The organism is Pseudomonas sp. HOU2 (assembly GCF_040729435.1).
In the GTDB taxonomy this organism is placed as follows: domain Bacteria; phylum Pseudomonadota; class Gammaproteobacteria; order Pseudomonadales; family Pseudomonadaceae; genus Aquipseudomonas.
This window is the reverse complement of sequence record NZ_CP160398.1, coordinates 801,147-819,690: the sequence shown is the minus strand read 5'-3', so window position 1 is coordinate 819,690 and position 18,544 is coordinate 801,147. Positions and strand designations below refer to the sequence as shown.

The following is an 18,544-nucleotide window of genomic DNA, read 5'->3' as shown; positions in this document are numbered from 1 at the left end:
GATCTTTTAAGATCAAGATCAAAAGATCGCAGCCTGCGGCAGCTCCTACAGGGTTTTCGGGCGTTCACAAAACCTGTGGGAGCGGGCTTGCCCGCGAAGGCGTCAGGCCTGTCGGTACGAAATCTGGATCTGGGCAAGGAGGTCAGGCCTTGCGCGCTTCCTCTTCCAGTTGATCCGACTCGAACAATCGCGCCAGCTCCGCCCGGGCTTCCTGGGCGGTTTGCAGGACTTTGGCGGCGTCGTCGTAGATCGCGTGCTGGGCTTCCAGCACCTGCTCATCGTGATGTTTGAAGCGCTTGATCCGCGCATCGGCCTGGGCCTGGGTCAGACCCAGCCCGACCAGCGTGCGCCGGCTCATTTCCAGGCTTGAGTAATAGGTCTCGCGAATCGCTTCGGCGCCGACATCCACCAGACGATGCACATGCTGACGGTTGCGCGCCCGGGCGATGATTTTCATGTGCGGATACAGCTTGCGCACGATCTCGGCGGTCTTGATGTTGGTCTCCGGGTCATCCGTGGCAATGACAAAATATTCTGCCTCGCCCACCTTCGCCGCATTGAGGATTTCCGGGCGCATCGGGTCGCCATAGAACACCGGCACGCCACCAAAACTGCGCGACAGTTCGATGGTTTCCACCGAGGTGTCCAGCGCCACGAACTTAATGTTCTGCGCGCGCAGAATCCGCGCCACGATCTGGCCCATCCGGCCCATGCCGGCAATCACCACGCGCGGTGCTTCAGTGTCGATCTCACGAAATTTCTCCGGCACTTCCACCGGCTGCACTTTCGGGCTGACCAGCCGTGCGCAGATCAACAACAGCAACGGCGTCAATGCCATCGACAGGGTGATGGTCAGTACCAGCAGGTCATACAGGCGCGGTTCGAACAGGCCCTGGTCGCGACCGATCTTGAACACTACAAAGGCAAATTCCCCGCCGGCCGCGAGCACGATGCCCAGGCGAATCGCACTGACTTTGGTCAGCCCACCCGCCAGGCGCCCGACCACAAACAGCAGCGGCAACTTCAAGCCGATCAGCAGCAGCGTCAGGCCCAGCACGGTGATCGGCGCACTCAGCAGCAGACTTAGGTTGGCGCCCATGCCGACGCTGATGAAAAACAGCCCGAGCAGCAAGCCCTTGAACGGCTCGATCTGCGCTTCCAGTTCATGGCGATATTCCGAATCCGCCAGCAGCAGGCCAGCGAGGAAAGCCCCAAGCGCCATCGACACGCCAACCAGATCCATCAGCCACGCCGTACCGATCACCACCAGCAATGCGGTGGCGGTGGACACCTCCGGCAGACCGGTTTTCGCCACCACGCGGAACACCGGACGCAACAGATAACGCCCGCCGACCACCACCACGGCGATCCCGCCGAGCACTTGCAGACCGTGGTTCAGGCTTTCCGCGTTGCTGCTGGCGTGGGCGCTGCCGGCGAGCATCGGCACCAGCGCGATCAACGGGATCGCCGCGATGTCCTGAAACAGCAGAATCGCAAACGCCAGCCGCCCGTGCGGGCTGGTCAGTTCCTTGCGCTCGGCCAGGCTTTGCAGGCCGAATGCGGTGGACGACAGCGCCAGGCCAAGGCCGAGCACAATCGCACTGTTCAGCGGCTGACCGAACACGTACAACGCCAGTACGCCGATCACCGCTGCAGTCAGCAGCACCTGCGCCAGACCCACGCCGAATACCGATTTGCGCATCACCCACAAGCGCCGTGGCGACAGCTCAAGGCCGATGATGAACAGCAGCAACACCACGCCCAGTTCGGAAATATGCGCGACGCTCTGCGGATTACCGATCAGACCGAGCACCGACGGGCCGATGATCACCCCTGCCAACAGATAACCGAGCACCGCGCCCAGTTGCAGGCGTTTGGCCAAGGGCACGGTGAGCACCGCTGCGAAGAGAAACACGACAGCGGCTTGTAACAGATTGCCTTCATGGGGCATGACACAACTCCTGACAGCGGTACGGCGGGGGCAACAAGGATAAAGGCTGAATCGATTCAAGATCCACCGAAGATCCCTGTAGGAGCTGCCGCAGGCTGCGATCTTTTGATGTTGTTTTTGAGGATCAATATCAAGATCAAAAGATCGCAGCCTGCGGCAGCTCCTACAGGGGGCGGTGTGAGTCTGTAATAATTTGCATCAGTTGGTTACATTGATAGCCTTTGCGAATCAATTCCTGCGAGTTCCGCCATGGCCATCAACTTCGATCTCAACGACCTGCAAGCTTTTCGCGCCGTGGTCGAGCAGGGCAGTTTCCGCAAGGCTGCCGACACAGTGCGCCTTTCGCAGCCGGCGTTGAGCCGACGCATCGAAAAGCTCGAAGACGCACTGGGCGTAAAGCTGTTCGAGCGCACCACGCGCAAGGTCAGCCTGACCCAGGCCGGGCGCGGGTTCATGCCCAGCGTCGAACGCTTGCTCGATGATCTGGATGTGGCGTTGTTGGGCATCAGTGAAGTGGCTTCCACGCGTCTGGGCCACGTTACCGTTGCCTGCGTGCCGTCGGCGGCGTATTACTTCATGCCGCGAGTGGTCGCCCGCTATCACCAGCAATTTCCACGGATCAAGGTCAAAGTCCTCGACTCCAGCGCCCACGATGTGCTCAGCGCGGTGGTCAATGGCGAGGCGGATTTCGGTTTGAGTTTCCTCGGCACGCAGGATGCCAAAGTCGATTTCGAACCGCTTGTGCAGGAGTGCTATGTGGTCGCCTGTCGTCGCGATCACCCGTTGGCCGGACGCAGCAGCGTGAGCTGGGACGAGTTCTATCAGCAGGACTACATCTCGCTCGACAAGACGTCCGGCAACCGTTTCCTGCTCGATCAGGCCTTGAGCAGCGTGGTGCCGCAGCGCCAAAGCATCTGCGAGACGCGACACGTGACGACGATGATCGGTCTGGTGGAAGCGGGGCTGGGAGTGGCGGCGGTGCCGTTGATGGCGATGCCCGGACCGGATCATCCGATTCTGACGCGAGTGCCGTTGACCGATCCGCAAGTGATGCGCAGTGTCGGCATCATCAAGCGCCGGGGTCGCACGTTGACCCCGGCAGCATTGGAACTGGAGCGGCTGGTGGTGGAAATGAAAGTCCAGCCGCCAACGATCAGCGCTTGACCGAATCCAGCCCGGTGGCCTGCACGTCAGCCTGAGCGGCAGGCGCGGCGAGGTAGTCGAGCAAGGCCTTGGCCTCTTTCGGATGCTGCGCGCCGACCGGGATGCCGGCGGCAAACCGCGTCACCGACTGCACCGATTCCGGAATCTTCCCGACAAAACTCACCCCCGGCACCGGCAGCAATTCGCTGACCTGCTGGAAGCCCAGTTGATAGTCCCCGGTAGCGACCACCGAGCCCACCGGGATTTTCGGAATCATCTTCGCTTTCGGCTTCAGTTGATCCTCAACACCGAGTTTGTTGAACAGCTCTTTCTCGATGTACACGCCGCTGGCGCTGTCGGAGTAGGCCACCGATGTTGCGTCGAGCAGGGTTTTCTTCAGGCTTTCGACGCTGCTGATGTCCGGCTTCGGCGCGCCTTCACGCACCACCAGACCGATCCGCGAATCCGCCAGTTCGACCCGCGAGGCCGGGTCGACCTTGCCCTGTTTGATCAAGTCGTCAAGGGCGTAGCCGACCATGATCACCACGTCGGCGTGTTCGCCACGGGCGAGGCGATTGGGGATCGCCTCCGGCGCCTTGCCCATCGACGGGCCGAGCTGGGTATCGAGGGTGTTGCCGGTCGCGGCTGCGAATTTCGGGCCGAGGATTTTGTAGGCGGCGGTGAAGCCGCCCGACGTCATCACATTCAGCTGTTCAGCATGGGCCAGGGCGCTGAAAGCGAAGAGGGCGATGGCGCTGAGATTGATCAGTTTTTTCAAGGTGATTGCTCCTTATGCGGCAACCGGTTGCAAACGGCCGCCCGCGCGGCGATAGAGGTACAACGTGGCGCACAACGCACACAGTGCGCCGACGCTCATCCAGTAACCCGGTGCCGCTTTGTCGCCGGTGTACTGGATCAGGAAGGTCGACATCGCCGGGGTGAAGCCGCCGAAAATCGCGGTCGCCAGGCTGTAGGCGAGGGAGAAACCGGCCACCCGCACTTCCACCGGCATGATCTCGGTCAGCGCCGGAATCATCGCGCCGTTGTACATGCCGTAGATGAACGACAGCCACAGCAGCGACAGCAACATGTGACTGAAGCTCGGCGCCTGCACCAGGTACGACAGCGCCGGATAGGTACTGGCCAGGGCCAGCAGCGCCATGGCGATCAGCACCGGGCGCCGGCCGATGCGGTCGGACAACATGCCGCCAATCGGCAGCCAGAAGAAGTTCGATACGCCGACCAGCAAGGTCACCAACAGTGCATCGGAAGTGCTCAGGTGCAGCACGGTTTTGCCGAAGGTCGGCGCGTACACCGTAATCAGATAGAACGCGGTGGTGGTCAGCGCGACCATCAGCATGCCACCGAGCACCACGCCCCAGTTCTGACCGAGGGTGCGGAACACTTCCTTCATGCTCGGGCGGTGTTTGCGTGCAGCGAATTCTTCGGTCTCCGCCAGGTTACGGCGCAGCAGGAAGATGAACGGCACGATCATGCAACCGACGAAAAACGGAATGCGCCAGCCCCAATCGGCCACCACGCTCGGCGCCATCCACGCGTTCAGCGCATAGCCCAACGCCGCAGCGACAATGATCGCCACCTGCTGACTGGCCGACTGCCAGGCCGTGAAAAAGCCCTTGCGGCCGGGCGTGGCGATTTCGGACAGGTACACCGAAACACCGCCCAGTTCCGCACCGGCGGAGAAGCCTTGCAACAGTCGTCCGATCAGCACCAGGGCCGGGGCGAACAGACCAATGGTCTCGTATCCGGGCACCAGCACAATCAGGATCGTGCCGCTGGCCATGATCGACAGGGTGACGATCAGACCTTTGCGCCGACCGACGTCATCGATGTAGGCGCCGAGCACGATCGCCCCCAGCGGACGCATCAGAAAGCCTGCGCCGAATACGGCAAAAGTCATCATCAGTGAAGCGAACTCACTGCTCGCCGGGAAGAACACCGCCGCAATCTGCGTGGCGTAGAAGCCGAACAGAAAGAAGTCGAACTGTTCGAGGAAGTTGCCCGAGGTGACCCGGAAAATGGCGCCGGCTCGCGAGCCGCCGTGTGGGATTGAGGCTGTCATAGAAAAATCTCCACCGCTTTTATGACGTGCGCGACGTGGAAGCGGCGCACGGTTGTTATTGCGGCGGATGGTCGCGCAGGTGTAACCGGATGTTAATTGCATTGTTGGCATGGATTGATGTGCAAAGCGGATCAATCCTGAAAATACCGTCTAACCTGTGGGAGCCAGCCTGCTCGCGAAAGCGGTGTGTCAGTCGTGGAGATGTTGCATATGCCGACGCCATCGCTGGCAAGCCAGCTCCCACCGTTTCTGCGGTGTGCCCACTGTTCCGGCACCGCCAAAAAAACCTGTGGGAGCTGGCTTGCCAGCGATGACGTTCTGCCTGCCAACTACAATCCCCTAACCAGCCCAGGCAAAAAAACAAGGAATGATTTCCTGACTCAGCAGTCGGAGTACAGGCATCACCCATCTGAAGGAGGTTCACCGATGAACAGCAAAACCCTAATCGCCAGCCTGGCCCTCGTCGCCGGCATTGCCGGGATCAGCCCACTTGTTCAAGCGGCGCAAACCTCAAGCGAACCCACCGTCCAGTCGCCGACCAGCGACCGTGAATTGAAGGTCAACGACCGCGCCCCGGACATCTATCAGCGCAGTGACAAAGCACTGAAGAACTGGAAACAGAAAGGTTTGAAAGCACCGATCGACCAGGCGCAGTGGGTGCAGATCAATGACAAGTACGTGATGGTCATGATCACCAATGGCACTATCGTTGAGATGCAACCTGTCGAGCGTTAATCCCCCCGACTCAAAGGCCCTGCGCATGCACTCGTGCAGGGCTTCCCGCCCCAAAATCCTGCGGTGTCTGGCCTCCTGCATCGCCAGATTCACAATCCGCGGGGTAATAGCGTTGCTCTGCGCCATCGGCTTGCCAATCACCGGCATTTCTGGGAAAACGGCCGCCAGTTAAGCAATTGAGTGAATGTCATGACGGATGAACTGCAGGTAATCGAACTCCAAGTGGGCGAGGGCAAGTCTGCCGTCAAAGGCGCGCTGATTACCACCCAATACACTGGCTGGCTGGAAGACGGCAGCGAGTTCGATTCTTCCCACAGCCGTGGCAAACCTTTCCAGTGCGTGATTGGCACGGGCCGGGTGATCAAGGGCTGGGATCAAGGGCTGATGGGGATGCAAGTGGGCGGCAAGCGCAAACTGCTGGTGCCGGCGCATTTGGGCTACGGCGAGCGAACGATGGGCAAGATTCCGCCGAATTCGAATCTGGTGTTCGAGATTGAATTGCTGGAGGTTTTGACGCGGGAGGATTGAGGCGGCTAAACGCCGATCAATCAATGTCCATGCAATCTGTGGCGAGGGGATTTATCCCCGATGGACTGCGCAGCAGGCCTTCTCTTGAGGTATCGCTTCGCGATCCCCCTCGCCACGATCACTCAGGCTGCAATTGCCATCGCGTCCAGCGTCTCAGCCACTGTCCTTGCAAGTGACGGAAACCGGCGTTTCACCCGCTGCAGCGCTGGGAGTACAGCCTCCATTTCAAGCTCGTCGAGTTTCCCCAGAGCGGCCACGGCCGAGGCCACAATTGTTTCCCGCTCGCTTTCAAACAACACCAGGCATGCGTTCTGCGCCCAGCGTCGATCCCGTTCGTTGAGGCCCATGGCGACTAATGCGGCGACGACGTGGGCATCTGTTTTATTGGTCATGTGAAATTCTCCTTTGCGCCGTTTTCCTTGTGGCGAGGGAGCTTGCTCCCGCTGGGTTGCGAAGCGACCCCAAGCCCCATCGTTCTGAATCGAGTCCGGATTTTCGACTGCTGCGCAGCCGAGCGGGAGCAAGCTCCCTCGCCACAGGGACGCTTTTCAATTTCTGATCGGGGGCTCGAGGTTGTCGAGGGCACGGTTGACGGCGAGTTCGCCTAGCATCACCACTTGCTGGATGCCGAGCAGGGTGTTGCGGTAGGGCGTGTCGAGGAGGCTGGCGAAGTCGCTGAGCATGATGCTGGCCGAGGCCATGGATTCGCAGGCGTGGGCCAGAAGCTCTTCGTTGTGCATGTCTGGCGCGACAACGAACATGTGGCTGGGTTTGCGCGGTTGTGGGGATGGCGGTTTCAGGTAGTGGTCGAGGGCGCGTTCGGCGGCTTCGTGAAGTTTTCTGGAATTGGGGTCGGAGTAGGGGGACGTTGATTCGGGGTCAGGTATTGCGTCCGCTTCAGGCGGATTTGGCGTCACTTTAAACATTTGCTGGGTAACCTCAATGAGGCTGACACGTACTTGCGACTAAACAATAGGTGGCAGCTGTACGCAGGTTAGTCGACCAGTACCCAAGCATTACCGGCGCGCCCGAGAGCGCCCTGCGCACAGCCGCCATTGAGCGCAGGCGTAGAGATGCCTGACTGAATAACAGCTTGCGAACTTGAGGTAACACCGAGCGACTAAACCCGATCACTGACCATTCAGTGACGCGAACCACGTTACCGACGCCCCCCAAACCGCACAAGCCGACGGATTCTGGCGTAGTTGTAGGCAAAGGCGCAAGGCGATGTAGCCTGCTGGATGATGCCGAAATGATGCTGCATTTTTCAGCGTGACATCGCCAGCAGGCTGGCCCCTACAGGGGAGTCTGCGTCCGGCGCAGAGCAGGCAACACCACCAAACTGATGTAGGAGTGAGCTTGCTCGCGATGAGGGCGGCACATTCAACATCTATGTGATCAGACATATCGCTATCGCGAGCAGGCTCACTCCTACAGGAGATTGAAGTCGCTTTCAGCATCCCGTTCATCCCTTGAATGCTCACCGAACTTGCGATTACCCAAGCCATCGGCGACCATGCCTGCCATATAGGGGTAGGGGGTATAGGTATGTCGCACATTCACGAACACAAAGACGAGCTGCTCAACCGCGTGCGGCGGATTGCCGGGCAGGTGCTGGCCGTTGAAAAAGCTCTGGAGGGCGATGCCGATTGTTCCAAGACCTTGCATCTGGTGGCGGCGATTCGTGGGGCGGTCAACGGGTTGATGGAGCAGTTCATCGAGGCCCACACCCGTGAGCACGTGGCCCATCCCGATCTCACTGACGAACAGCGCGCCCAGGGCGCGGAAGATCTGCTGCAAGCCATCCGCCGTTATGCCAAATAGAGCACACGCATCATGAGCCTGACCCCAAACGCTGACCGTTTCAGCCACGATCACCAGTTCCTCGGCGCGTCCCACGACGAAAACGCCCGCCGCACTCTGTGGGTGGTGGCGCTGACCTTCGTGATGATGATCGGCGAGATCGCCGCCGGTTACCTCACCGGCTCCATGGCCCTGCTGGCCGACGGTTTTCACATGGCGACCCATGCCGGCGCGTTGGGCATCGCTGCGGCGGCCTACGGATTCGCCCGGCGCAATGCCAACAACCGCCGTTACAGTTTCGGCACCGGCAAGGTCGGCGATCTGGCCGGTTTCGCCTCAGCCATGGTGCTGGGCCTGGTGTCGCTGGGCATTGCCGGCGAGTCGGTTTTTCGGTTGTTCGAACCGACCAGCGTGGCATTCGGCGAAGCGACAGTGATTGCCATCGTCGGGCTAGGCGTAAACATCCTCAGCGCCTTCCTGTTGATGGGCCATCACGGCCATGACCACGGCCATCAGCATGACCACGGCCACGATCATCATCACCATCACGACAACAACCTGCGCTCGGCCTACGTCCATGTGCTGGCCGACGCCCTGACCTCTGTGCTGGCGATTGCCGCGTTGCTGGCCGGGCGCTATCTCGGTTGGGTATGGCTGGACCCGGCGATGGGGATTGTCGGCTCGATTGTCATCGCGAAGTGGGCCTACAACCTGATGCGCGATAGCGCCGCGGTGCTGCTCGACACCACCGACGAGCCGGTGGCAGCGGAGATCCGCGAGCTGCTGGAAACCTCTGACGATGTGCGCATCAGCGATCTGCATGTCTGGCAGGTCGGCCCGCAGTCGCGGGCGGCGATTGTCAGTGTGGTCGCGGCGGCGGGTGTGACGGCGGAGGCGATTCGCGAGCGGCTGGCGCCGGTGCATGAGTTGTCGCACCTGACCATCGAGCTGCGCAGCGCCTAAGGCTGTAGCGCGTCGAACAGTGGTATCCGCCCATTGAGGGATGGGCGGTAATGCCACGTCAGTTGTTGCAGATTCATACCCTGATCAAGGATTTTTCTGACAGTCGCAGCGGCAATGCTCAGCGCCAGTGTCTGCCCCGGACACTGATGCCGCCCGCTGCCAAAACTGAAACTGCGCCGGTCAGGACGATCCAGCAGAAACCGCTCGGGCTCTGCATTCAACAAAGGATCGCGGTTGGCCGAGGCCAGCAGCAACAGAATCACTTCGCCGGCCTCAAGCCGCACACCATCGATCTCACAAGTCTGCGCGACAAACCGCCGAGTGTTCTGCACTGGCGGATCAAAGCGCTGAACCTCGGCCAACAGCGCGTCCACAGAGGCATCGCGCAACTCGGGCTGACGTCGCAGCACTAACAGTGCATTGCCGATTAGCCCGGCAGTTGCTTCAAACGTCTGCGAACAGAGACCGATCAGGTTGGCGATCAGGCTTTCCCCGTCACCGGCAAATCGCTGCTCGATAGCCTTGAGCAACTCGCTATCGGCTTCGGCCAGCAACTCGATGAAATATCCGTGCAAATGCTCCGCCGCCGCATGCGCCGCCGCCAGTTGCAGATCATTACTCAGCGGCGACAGGCAGGCGACGAAATCCGCGGTCAGCTCACTGATGGCCCGGCCCTGCGCCGGGGTGAAGCCGAGCAGCGCCGCGACCACACACACCGGGCCGCGAAACATCGCCTTATACAAGCCGTCGGCGTCCGCTGTCATCAGACGCGCGGCCACCAGTGCCTGTACTTGCTCGTCATCTATCAACTGCAGTGACGGCTCGATTGCCGCACGCGGACAGCGTTGACGTTCGCCATCGTTCATCCGCATCAACTGCCCGAACACCTTGCCGGCCAGCCCCGAGGCAATCGCCTTGGGCACCGGCTCCTGCAGCGGTCGCACCCGACAATCGGCATGCGCCAGCACCGCACACACTGCTCGGGCGCTGCTGGCGACCCACAGCTTCAATCCATGATCAAAGGTCAGTCCGCCCTCGGCGCGTAGTTTGGCGTAGTAGGGGTAGGGATCGGCATGCGTCGCAGCGATGATCGGGTCCATGGTTCACAGCCTTGTCGTCGGGAAAGTGATGCGAGTATCTTCAGTTCGCAGCGACGACGATTCGTCGGGGAGCGAAATATGCACGCAGAACATCAAGACATCGGCGTTTCGCAGGTGGCGGCCGCCATCGCCGAACCGGCACGCACGAAGATCCTCTGCTCGCTGATGGACGGCCACGCCCGCACCAGCACTGAATTGGCCGCCGTTGCCGAGGTCAGCGCTTCCACCGCCAGTGCACACCTGGCCAAACTCAAGGATCTATCGCTGGTGCGCCTGCATGTGCAGGGCCGCCATCGTTATTACAGCCTCGCCGATCAGCGCGTGGCGCAGGCGCTGGAAGCGTTGATGGTGATCGGCCAGAACGCCGCGCCGAGCTTCAAGCCGCACACCCCGGATCGCCTGCAATTCGCCCGCGCCTGCTACGACCACATGGCCGGCACGCTGGCGGTGTTGCTGCACGACCGCATGCTTGAGGCGGGATGGCTGGTGGAAACCGACGAGCGCGCTTATCGGCTGAGCGACAGTGGTGAGGCGTTGTTTGAGGGTTTGGGTATCGAGGTTCAGGATTTGAGTACCCTGCGCCGCAAGTTTGCTTGCCCGTGCCTGGACTGGAGCATGCGCCGGCCGCATCTGGGCGGTTCGTTGGGCGCGGCGTTGTTGCAGATGGCGTTGAAACGCAAATGGGTGACGCAGGATCTGGACAGTCGGGCGTTGGCGCTGACCGTGGCGGGGCGAAAGGAAATGGGCCTGCGGTTTGGTCTTGAGTTGCCGTTAGACGCGAAAATCAAAAGATCGCAGCCTTCGGCAGCTCCTACAGTAATCACGAACCTCCGATAAATCTCAATCGATGTAGGAGCTGCCGAAGGCTGCGATCTTTTGATCTTGAGCTTCCGCCCGACGAGGTGCGCTCTAGCACCTTGTAACCCCGTGCTCGGACCTATACTGTATATCCACACAGTAAAGAGCCCGCGCCATGCAAATCATCGACAAGCTCAGCATTCTCGCCGACGCCGCCAAGTACGACGCCTCCTGCGCCAGCAGCGGCGCGCCCAAGCGTAGCTCCGAAGGCAAGAGCGGGCTGGGTTCGACCGATGGCATGGGTATCTGCCACAGCTATACGCCGGATGGTCGCTGCGTATCGCTGCTGAAAATCCTCCTGACCAACTTCTGTCTCTACGACTGCCAGTACTGCGTCAACCGCCGCTCCAGCGATGTGCCGCGTGCACGCTTCACCCCCGAGGAAGTGGTGACGCTGACCCTGGATTTCTACCGACGCAACTGCGTCAGCGGGCTGTTTCTCAGTTCAGGGATCATCCGCTCGGCGGACTACACCATGGAACAACTGGTGCGCGTGGCAAAGCTGTTGCGCGAACAGCACGAGTTTCGCGGCTACATCCACCTCAAGACCATTCCCGAGGCCGACCCGGCGTTGATCGAGGAGGCCGGGCGCTATGCCGACCGTCTCAGCGTCAATATCGAACTGCCCACCGATGCCAGCCTGCAAACCCTGGCGCCGGAGAAGCAGATCGGCTCGATCAAGCAGGCGATGAACACCATTTACACCGGCGTGCAAACGGTGCTCAACGAACCGCGTTCGGCAAAATTCGCCCCCGCCGGGCAGAGTACGCAAATGATCGTCGGCGCCGATGACACCGACGACAGCACGATCCTGCACAGCGCGCAGTCGTTGTATGGCAACTACCGCTTGCGGCGCGTCTACTATTCGGCCTTCAGCCCGATTCCCGACAGTCCGAAAAGCGTGCCACTGGCCGCGCCACCGCTGATGCGCGAACACCGTCTGTATCAGGCTGATTTCCTCTTGCGCAGCTACGGCTACAACGCTGATGAGTTGCTCAAGGGCCCGGGTAATCTGGCGCTGGACATCGACCCGAAACTGGCCTGGGCGCTGCAGAATCGCGACGTGTTTCCGCTGGACCTGAACCGCGCCGAGCCGTCGCTGATCGCGCGTATTCCGGGCATCGGCCTGCGTACCACCGAACGTCTGGTGCAATTGCGCCAGCAACGGCGCATCCGTTACGAAGACGTGGCACGCATGCGCTGTGTTTTGGCCAAGGCCAAGCCGTTCATCATCACCAGCGATTACCATCCGCAGCAGGCGGAGGTCACCAGCCACATGCTCTACCAGCAACTGCGCGACCGGCCGCAGCCGCAGCAGATGGGGTTATGGGGATGATCAATCTCGATTGCGACGACCTGTTCGACACCTGGCGCCAACAGGCGCGCTGGCTGCTCAGCCATGAAGTCGACCCGAGTCTGGTGAGCTGGGCGTCGGAGGGTGTCAGCGACCTGTTTGCCAGTGACGTGTCGGTGCCCGAGGGGCAGGGGCCGTTTCAGGCACGCATCCCCCGTGCGCTGCTCGATACCCTGGAGCAAGCCGCGCGCTACCGGGGCGACCAGCGCTGGAGTCTGCTGTATGAAGTGCTGTGGCGAGTCAGCCACGGCGACCGCACAGCGATGATGGCCGGTGACAAACTCGGCAGCGAGTTGCAGCGGCGGATCAAGCAGGTACACCGCGAAGCCCACCATTTGCACGCGTTCGTGCGGTTCATCGAACGCCCGCAGGATCAGCCAGGCCCGCAATACGTGGCGTGGCACGAACCGGCCCACGACATCCTGCACAGCGCCAGCGAACATTTCGTCAGGCGCATGGGCCGCCATCGCTGGTTGATTGCCACCCCGCGTGACGGGGTGTATTACGATGGCGAACAGTTGATTCATCAGCGCCAGTGCCCGCTGGAGTGGCAGCAACTGGCGCAGAACATCGATGATCCGCACGGCGAGCTATGGCTGACGTACTACAGCCACATCTTCAATCCGGCGAGGTTGAACGAGAAGGTCATGCAAGGGCATTTGCCGGTGCGGTTCTGGAAGAATCTGCCGGAAGGGGAGTTGATTCCCGGGCTGATTACCCAGGCGCGGATGGGCAAGCAGCAGAATGGACAGGCGAGCGGGATTGCTGCGCGAGGCGGGAAGCGGATTGCGTTGAAATAGAATCAAAAGATCAAAAGATCGCAGCCTGCGGCAGCTCCTACAGGATATCTGTGTAGGAGCTGCCGCAGGCTCGGGCCGCGTTCGGACGATCTTTTGATCTTGATCCTCAGAACGAAAAAGCCCCCCATCAATCACTTGATGGAGGGCTTTTGTACATCTAACCGTCAGATCAAACCTTGACGATCCAGCCTGCTGGCGCTTCGATGTCGCCGGTCTGCACACCCGTCAGTTCTTTGTAGAGCTTCTGGGTGACCGGGCCGACTTCGGTTTCGCTGTGGAACACGTGCAGGTGGTCGTTGTAGCTGATGCCACCAATCGGCGTGATCACCGCAGCGGTACCGCAGGCGCCGGCTTCCTTGAAGTCCGACAGCTTGTCGATCAGCACGTCGCCTTCAACCACTTCCAGGCCCAGACGGGTTTTCGCCAGTTCGATCAGCGACAGGCGGGTGATGCCTGGCAGCACCGACGGCGAGTTCGGGGTGATGAACTTGTTGTCGTGGGTGATCCCGAAGAAGTTGGCCGAACCGACTTCCTCGATCTTCTTGTGGGTCAGCGGATCCAGGTAGATGGCGTCAGCGAAGTGCGCTTTCTTGGCCTGGGAGCCCGGCATCAGGCTGGCGGCGTAGTTGCCACCGACCTTGGCCGCACCGGTGCCTTGTGGCGCGGCGCGGTCGAAGCTGGAAATCTGGAAGTTGTGCGGGGTCAGGCCGCCCTTGAAGTAGGCGCCAACCGGGATCGCGAATACCGAGAAGATGAACTCCGGCGCAGTACGCACGCCGATGTTGTCACCCACGCCGATCACGAACGGACGCAGGTACAGCGCGCCGCCGGTGCCGTATGGCGGGATGAAGCGCTCGTTGGCGCGAACCACGTCCTTGCACGCTTCGATGAACTGCTCGGTGGAGACGTGCGGCATCAGCAGGCGGGCGCAGCTGCGTTGCATGCGCGCGGCGTTCTGGTCCGGACGGAACAGGTTGATCGAGCCGTCCTTGCAACGATAGGCCTTCAGGCCTTCGAAGCACTGCTGGCCATAGTGAAGGGCCGTCGAGCCTTCGCTGATGTGCAGCACGTTGTCTTCGGTCAGGGTGCCTTTGTCCCACTCGCCATTGCGAAAGTACGACAGATAGCGTTTGTCGGTCTTGATGTAGTCAAAACCCAGCTTGTCCCAATTGATGCTTTCGTTACCCATGACACCCTCTATCACTGAACAACCGCCGAAACGGTTCAAGGCTTCTGACGTTTTTTTGGATGGGCACAACAATACTTCATTCTTGAGCGGTTTCGCAGCCCGGACGATGGGGGGATAGGCAAAAATCGTAGCTTGCTTATTAAATTCCCATCATTCCTCTATCTTTCTGCTCTTTTGTGGCGAGGGAGCTTGCTCCCGCTCCAGTGCGCAGCACTGGTAAAGCCGGCCATCGCGGTACATCAGATGTACCGCAATGGCAGGGTTTGGGGCCGCTACGCAGCCCAGCGGGAGCAAGCTCCCTCGCCACAGAAGCTGGGCGTTACAGGTGCAACGCATGCCCCAAAGCCCGCAACGCCGCTTCCTGCACCGCTTCGCCCAAGGTCGGGTGCGCATGGATGGTGCCGCCGATGTCTTCCAGACGCGCGCCCATTTCCAGGCTTTGCGCGAACGCGGTCGACAACTCCGAAACCCCAACGCCCACTGCTTGCCAGCCAACAATCAGATGATTGTCACGCCGCGCGACTACCCGCACGAAGCCGCTTTTCGACTCCAGGGTCATCGCCCGACCGTTGGCGGCGAACGGGAAGCTGGAAACGATGCAGTCCAGCCCGGCAGCCTTGGCCTCGTCCGGGGTCTGGCCGACCACCACCAGTTCCGGGTCGGTGAAGCACACGGCAGCGATAGCAGTGGGGTTGAATTCGCGGGATTTGCCGCTGATCAGCTCGGCAACCATCTCGCCCTGAGCCATGGCCCGGTGCGCGAGCATCGGTTCGCCGCTCAGGTCGCCGATGGCGTAGACGTTACGCATGCTGGTCTGGCAGCGGATGTCGATCTTGATCGCCGAGCCGTTCATGTCCAGGTTCAGCGCTTCGAGGTTCCAGCCCTGAGTGTTCGGCTTGCGACCGACCGCCACCAGCACCTGATCGGTTTCCAGGTTCAGGGTGTCGCCGTTCGGGTCACGCACCTGCAAGGTGCCGTCGAAACCCAGCACGCTGTGCTTGAGATAGAGCTTCACGCCCAGTTGCTTCAGCGCTTCGTGCACCGGTTGGGTCAGTTCGGCGTCGTAGGCCGGCAGGATACGGTCCTGCGCCTCGACCACACTGACATCGGCGCCGAGCTTGCGATAGGCAATGCCCAACTCCAGACCGATGTAACCGCCGCCCACCACCACCAGACGTTTAGGCACGGACTTCGGTGCCAGCGCTTCGGTGGAGGAGATGATCGGCCCGCCGATTGGCAGGATCGGCAGGTTGACGCTGGTCGAACCGGTCGCCAGCACCAGATGCTCGCACTGAATGCGCGTGTCGCCGACCTCCACGGTTTTGCCGTCGATGACCTTGGCCCAGCCATTGATGACCTGAACCTTGTTCTTTTTCAGCAGTGCGGCGACGCCGGTGGTCAGGCGATCGACGATGCCGTCCTTCCACTCGACGCTTTTGCTGATGTCGAGGGTCGGCGCCGAAACGCTGATACCCAGCGCCGAATGCTGGCTGTGATGGCGGGTTTGGTGGAACTGCTCGGCCACGTGAATCAACGCTTTGGACGGAATGCAGCCGATGTTCAGGCAGGTACCACCGAGCGACTGGCCTTCGACCAGAATCGTCGAAATGCCCAGTTGTCCGGCGCGAATCGCCGTGACGTAACCACCGGGGCCGCCGCCGATGATCAGCAGCGTGGTGTTCAAGGTTTGCATTGCGTCACTCCACAAACAGGGTCGCGGGTTGTTCGAGCAGACCACGGATGGTCTGGATGAAGAGCGCCGCGTCCATGCCGTCGACCACGCGGTGATCGAAGGAGCTGGAGAGGTTCATCATCTTGCGGATCACCACCTGGCCTTTGACGACCATCGGGCGTTCGACGATTTTGTTCACGCCGACGATTGCCACTTCCGGCAGGTTCAGCACCGGGGTGCTGACGATACCGCCCAGCGCACCGAGGCTGGTCAGGGTGATGGTCGAGCCGGACAGTTCATCGCGGCTGGCCTTGCCATTGCGTGCGGCGTTAGCCAGGCGCGAGATTTCCGCGGCGCTGTCCCACAGGCTGCGCGCTTCGGCGTGTCGCACCACCGGCACCATCAGGCCGACATCGCTTTGCGTGGCGACACCGACATGCACCGCGCCGAGGCGGGTGATGACCTGGGCTTCGTCGTCGTAACGGGCGTTCATCTGCGGGAAGTCGCGCAGGGCAACGACCAATGCGCGGACGAGGAACGGCAGCAAGGTCAACTTGCCCCGGCTGGCACCGTGTTTTTCATTCAGATGCGCGCGCAGCTCTTCAATCGCGGTGACGTCGATTTCCTCGACGTAGCTGAAGTGCGCGGCACGCTGGGTGGCGTCCTGCATGCGCTGGGCAATCTTGCGGCGCATGCCGATCACTTGAATCTGTTCTTCGTCGTTGCGCTGGGCGTAAGCGGCGGCTGCCGGCGCCGAAGCATTCGATTGACCTTGCGCCAGATAGGCCTCGAGGTCTTCGTGCAGCACACGACCGGCCGGGCCGGAACCGCGTACCAAACGCAGCTGAATGCCCAGATCCAGCGCATGTTTGCGCACGGCCGGCGAGGCCAGCGGACGTTCATCCGCCTCGCGGGCAACCATCGGGCCTTGGCAAACCGGTGCCGGGCGCGATGCGGCAGCAGCCACAGGTTTGCTCTCGACAGCTGTTTCAACTGTCGGCGCAGCAGGTGCTTCCTTCGCAGCAACCGGTGCTGGCGCGGCGGACTCTTTCAGGTTTCCGGCGCCTTCAACTTCGATGCTGATCAGCACACTGCCGACCGCCATCACTTCACCCGGCTGACCGCCGAGGGCAATCACCTTGCCGTGGACCGGCGACGGAATGTCGACCATTGCCTTGTCGGTCATCACGTCCGCCAGCACCTGGTCTTCAACCACCAGGTCGCCGACCTTGACGTGCCACTGCGACAGTTCGACTTCTGCGATGCCTTCGCCGATGTCCGGCATCTTGATAACGTGCGTGCCCATTCAGACCTCCATGACCCGTTTCAACGCCGCGCCCACTCGGGACGGCCCTGGGAAATACGCCCACTCTTGCGCGTGCGGGTAGGGGGTGTCCCAACCGGTGACGCGTTCGATCGGCGCTTCCAGGTGATGGAAGCAATGCTCTTGCACCAGCGACACCAGCTCGGCGCCAAAACCGCAGGTGCGCGTGGCTTCGTGTACCACCACGCAGCGGCCGGTTTTCTTCACCGACTTGACGATGGTTTCCAGATCCAGCGGCCACAGGCTGCGCAGGTCGATGACTTCGGCGTCAACGCCGGATTCTTCGGCGGCCACTTGCGAGACGTAAACGGTGGTGCCGTAGGTCAGCACGGTCACGTCCTTGCCCGGACGGGTGATGGCGGCAACATCCAGCGGCACGGTGTAGTAGCCGTCCGGCACCTGGGCTTGCGGGTGTTTCGACCACGGGGTTACCGGGCGGTCGTGGTGGCCGTCGAAGGGGCCGTTGTACAGGCGCTTAGGCTCGAGGAAAATCACCGGGTCATCGTTTTCGATGGAGGCGATCAGCAGGCCCTTGGCGTCGTACGGGTTGGACGGCATCACGGTGCGCAGGCCGCAGACCTGAGTGAACATCGCCTCGATGCTCTGGCTGTGGGTCTGGCCGCCGTAGATGCCGCCGCCGCAGGGCATGCGCAGGGTCATCGGCGCGGTGAACTCGCCGGCCGAGCGATAACGCAGGCGTGCCGCTTCGGAAATGATCTGGTCGGAAGCGGGGTAGACGTAGTCGGCGAACTGGATCTCGGCCACCGGACGCAGGCCGTAAGCGCCCATGCCCACGGCCACGCCGACGATGCCGCTTTCGGAGATCGGCGCGTCGAATACCCGCGAGGTGCCGTACTTGGTCTGCAGGCCTTCGGTGCAACGGAATACGCCGCCGAAGTAGCCGACGTCCTGCCCGAACACCACCACATTGTCGTCACGCTCAAGCATCACATCCATGGCCGAGCGCAGGGCCTGGATCATGGTCATGGTGGTCGTGGTCATGGCGGTTTCCAACTGAATATTGTTGTTGTGATCGTTCAT

At 61.3% G+C, this 18,544-nt stretch carries 18 protein-coding genes; 8 read left to right on the top strand and 10 right to left on the bottom strand.

Features of this window, described 5'->3' with window-relative positions:
- Positions 1-142: 142 nt before the first annotated feature.
- Positions 143-1,951, bottom strand: coding sequence for a monovalent cation:proton antiporter-2 (CPA2) family protein (locus ABV589_RS03465; protein ID WP_367084881.1), 1,809 nt, complete (start codon positions 1,949-1,951; stop codon positions 143-145).
- Positions 1,952-2,200: 249 nt separating this feature from the next.
- On the opposite strand from ABV589_RS03465, the gene ABV589_RS03460 reads away from it, so the two are divergent.
- Positions 2,201-3,115 carry a LysR family transcriptional regulator gene (locus tag ABV589_RS03460; RefSeq protein ID WP_367084879.1) on the top strand — a complete coding sequence of 305 codons (915 nt, stop codon included), beginning with the start codon at positions 2,201-2,203 and terminating at the stop codon, positions 3,113-3,115.
- Here the strand turns inward: ABV589_RS03460 and ABV589_RS03455 are convergent.
- Entirely contained in the window at positions 3,105-3,872 is a 768-nt protein-coding gene (locus ABV589_RS03455) for a substrate-binding domain-containing protein (protein WP_367084877.1), read from the bottom strand. The two genes, ABV589_RS03460 and ABV589_RS03455, sit on opposite strands and share 11 nt — an antisense overlap.
- Before the next feature lie 12 nt (positions 3,873-3,884).
- Positions 3,885-5,177, bottom strand: coding sequence for an MFS transporter (locus ABV589_RS03450; RefSeq protein ID WP_367084876.1), 1,293 nt, complete (start codon positions 5,175-5,177; stop codon positions 3,885-3,887).
- Between the two features lie 426 nt (positions 5,178-5,603).
- Here ABV589_RS03450 and ABV589_RS03445 point away from each other — a divergent pair, with 426 nt between their 5' ends.
- A complete protein-coding gene (locus tag ABV589_RS03445) occupies positions 5,604-5,912 on the top strand; it encodes an RcnB family protein (protein WP_007965617.1) in 309 nt (102 codons plus the stop codon).
- Positions 5,913-6,101: 189 nt separating this feature from the next.
- Positions 6,102-6,440: an FKBP-type peptidyl-prolyl cis-trans isomerase gene (locus ABV589_RS03440; RefSeq protein WP_367084874.1), complete on the top strand. Its 339-nt coding sequence runs from the start codon at positions 6,102-6,104 to the stop codon at positions 6,438-6,440.
- A gap of 122 nt (positions 6,441-6,562) precedes the next feature.
- Here the strand turns inward: ABV589_RS03440 and ABV589_RS03435 are convergent, their stop codons facing one another.
- A complete protein-coding gene (locus ABV589_RS03435) occupies positions 6,563-6,832 on the bottom strand; it encodes a hypothetical protein (protein WP_329697335.1) in 270 nt (89 codons plus the stop codon).
- A gap of 156 nt (positions 6,833-6,988) precedes the next feature.
- Positions 6,989-7,366, bottom strand: coding sequence for a DUF6124 family protein (locus ABV589_RS03430; protein ID WP_367084873.1), 378 nt, complete (start codon positions 7,364-7,366; stop codon positions 6,989-6,991).
- Between the two features lie 622 nt (positions 7,367-7,988).
- On the opposite strand from ABV589_RS03430, the gene ABV589_RS03425 reads away from it, so the two are divergent.
- Both ABV589_RS03425 and dmeF read left to right on the top strand, forming a co-directional pair.
- Positions 7,989-8,264, top strand: coding sequence for a metal/formaldehyde-sensitive transcriptional repressor (locus tag ABV589_RS03425; RefSeq protein WP_367084872.1), 276 nt, complete (start codon positions 7,989-7,991; stop codon positions 8,262-8,264).
- 12 nt (positions 8,265-8,276) lie between these two features.
- Positions 8,277-9,206 carry a CDF family Co(II)/Ni(II) efflux transporter DmeF gene (gene dmeF, locus ABV589_RS03420; protein ID WP_367084871.1) on the top strand — a complete coding sequence of 310 codons (930 nt, stop codon included), beginning with the start codon at positions 8,277-8,279 and terminating at the stop codon, positions 9,204-9,206.
- Here the strand turns inward: dmeF and ABV589_RS03415 are convergent.
- A complete protein-coding gene (locus ABV589_RS03415; protein ID WP_367084869.1) occupies positions 9,203-10,306 on the bottom strand; it encodes a cytochrome P450 in 1,104 nt (367 codons plus the stop codon). The genes dmeF and ABV589_RS03415 overlap by 4 nt on opposite strands.
- A gap of 78 nt (positions 10,307-10,384) precedes the next feature.
- On the opposite strand from ABV589_RS03415, the gene ABV589_RS03410 reads away from it, so the two are divergent.
- The 3 genes from ABV589_RS03410 to ABV589_RS03400 all read left to right on the top strand — a co-directional run bounded on the left by ABV589_RS03410 (position 10,385) and on the right by ABV589_RS03400 (position 13,318).
- On the top strand, positions 10,385-11,143 hold the full coding sequence (locus tag ABV589_RS03410) for a metalloregulator ArsR/SmtB family transcription factor (protein WP_007965601.1): 759 nt from the start codon (positions 10,385-10,387) through the stop codon (positions 11,141-11,143).
- Positions 11,144-11,279: 136 nt separating this feature from the next.
- Complete coding sequence (locus ABV589_RS03405; RefSeq protein WP_367084868.1) at positions 11,280-12,500, top strand: putative DNA modification/repair radical SAM protein; 1,221 nt, start codon at positions 11,280-11,282, stop codon at positions 12,498-12,500.
- On the top strand, positions 12,497-13,318 hold the full coding sequence (locus ABV589_RS03400) for a TIGR03915 family putative DNA repair protein (protein WP_367084866.1): 822 nt from the start codon (positions 12,497-12,499) through the stop codon (positions 13,316-13,318). The genes ABV589_RS03405 and ABV589_RS03400 overlap by 4 nt, the downstream gene beginning before the upstream one ends.
- 169 nt (positions 13,319-13,487) lie before the next feature.
- Here the strand turns inward: ABV589_RS03400 and ABV589_RS03395 are convergent, their stop codons facing one another.
- The 4 genes from ABV589_RS03395 to ABV589_RS03380 all read right to left on the bottom strand — a co-directional run bounded on the left by ABV589_RS03395 (position 13,488) and on the right by ABV589_RS03380 (position 18,544).
- A complete protein-coding gene (locus ABV589_RS03395; protein WP_007965596.1) occupies positions 13,488-14,507 on the bottom strand; it encodes a branched-chain amino acid aminotransferase in 1,020 nt (339 codons plus the stop codon).
- A 319-nt stretch (positions 14,508-14,826) separates the two neighbouring features.
- Positions 14,827-16,200 (bottom strand): dihydrolipoyl dehydrogenase, encoded by a 1,374-nt coding sequence (gene lpdA / locus ABV589_RS03390; RefSeq protein ID WP_367084865.1) that lies wholly within the window; start codon positions 16,198-16,200, stop codon positions 14,827-14,829.
- Positions 16,201-16,204: 4 nt separating this feature from the next.
- The gene (locus ABV589_RS03385) at positions 16,205-17,485 is read right to left on the bottom strand and encodes a dihydrolipoamide acetyltransferase family protein (protein WP_367084864.1); all 1,281 of its coding nucleotides are present in this window, start codon (positions 17,483-17,485) and stop codon (positions 16,205-16,207) included.
- Complete coding sequence (locus tag ABV589_RS03380) at positions 17,486-18,544, bottom strand: alpha-ketoacid dehydrogenase subunit beta (protein WP_003224000.1); 1,059 nt, start codon at positions 18,542-18,544, stop codon at positions 17,486-17,488.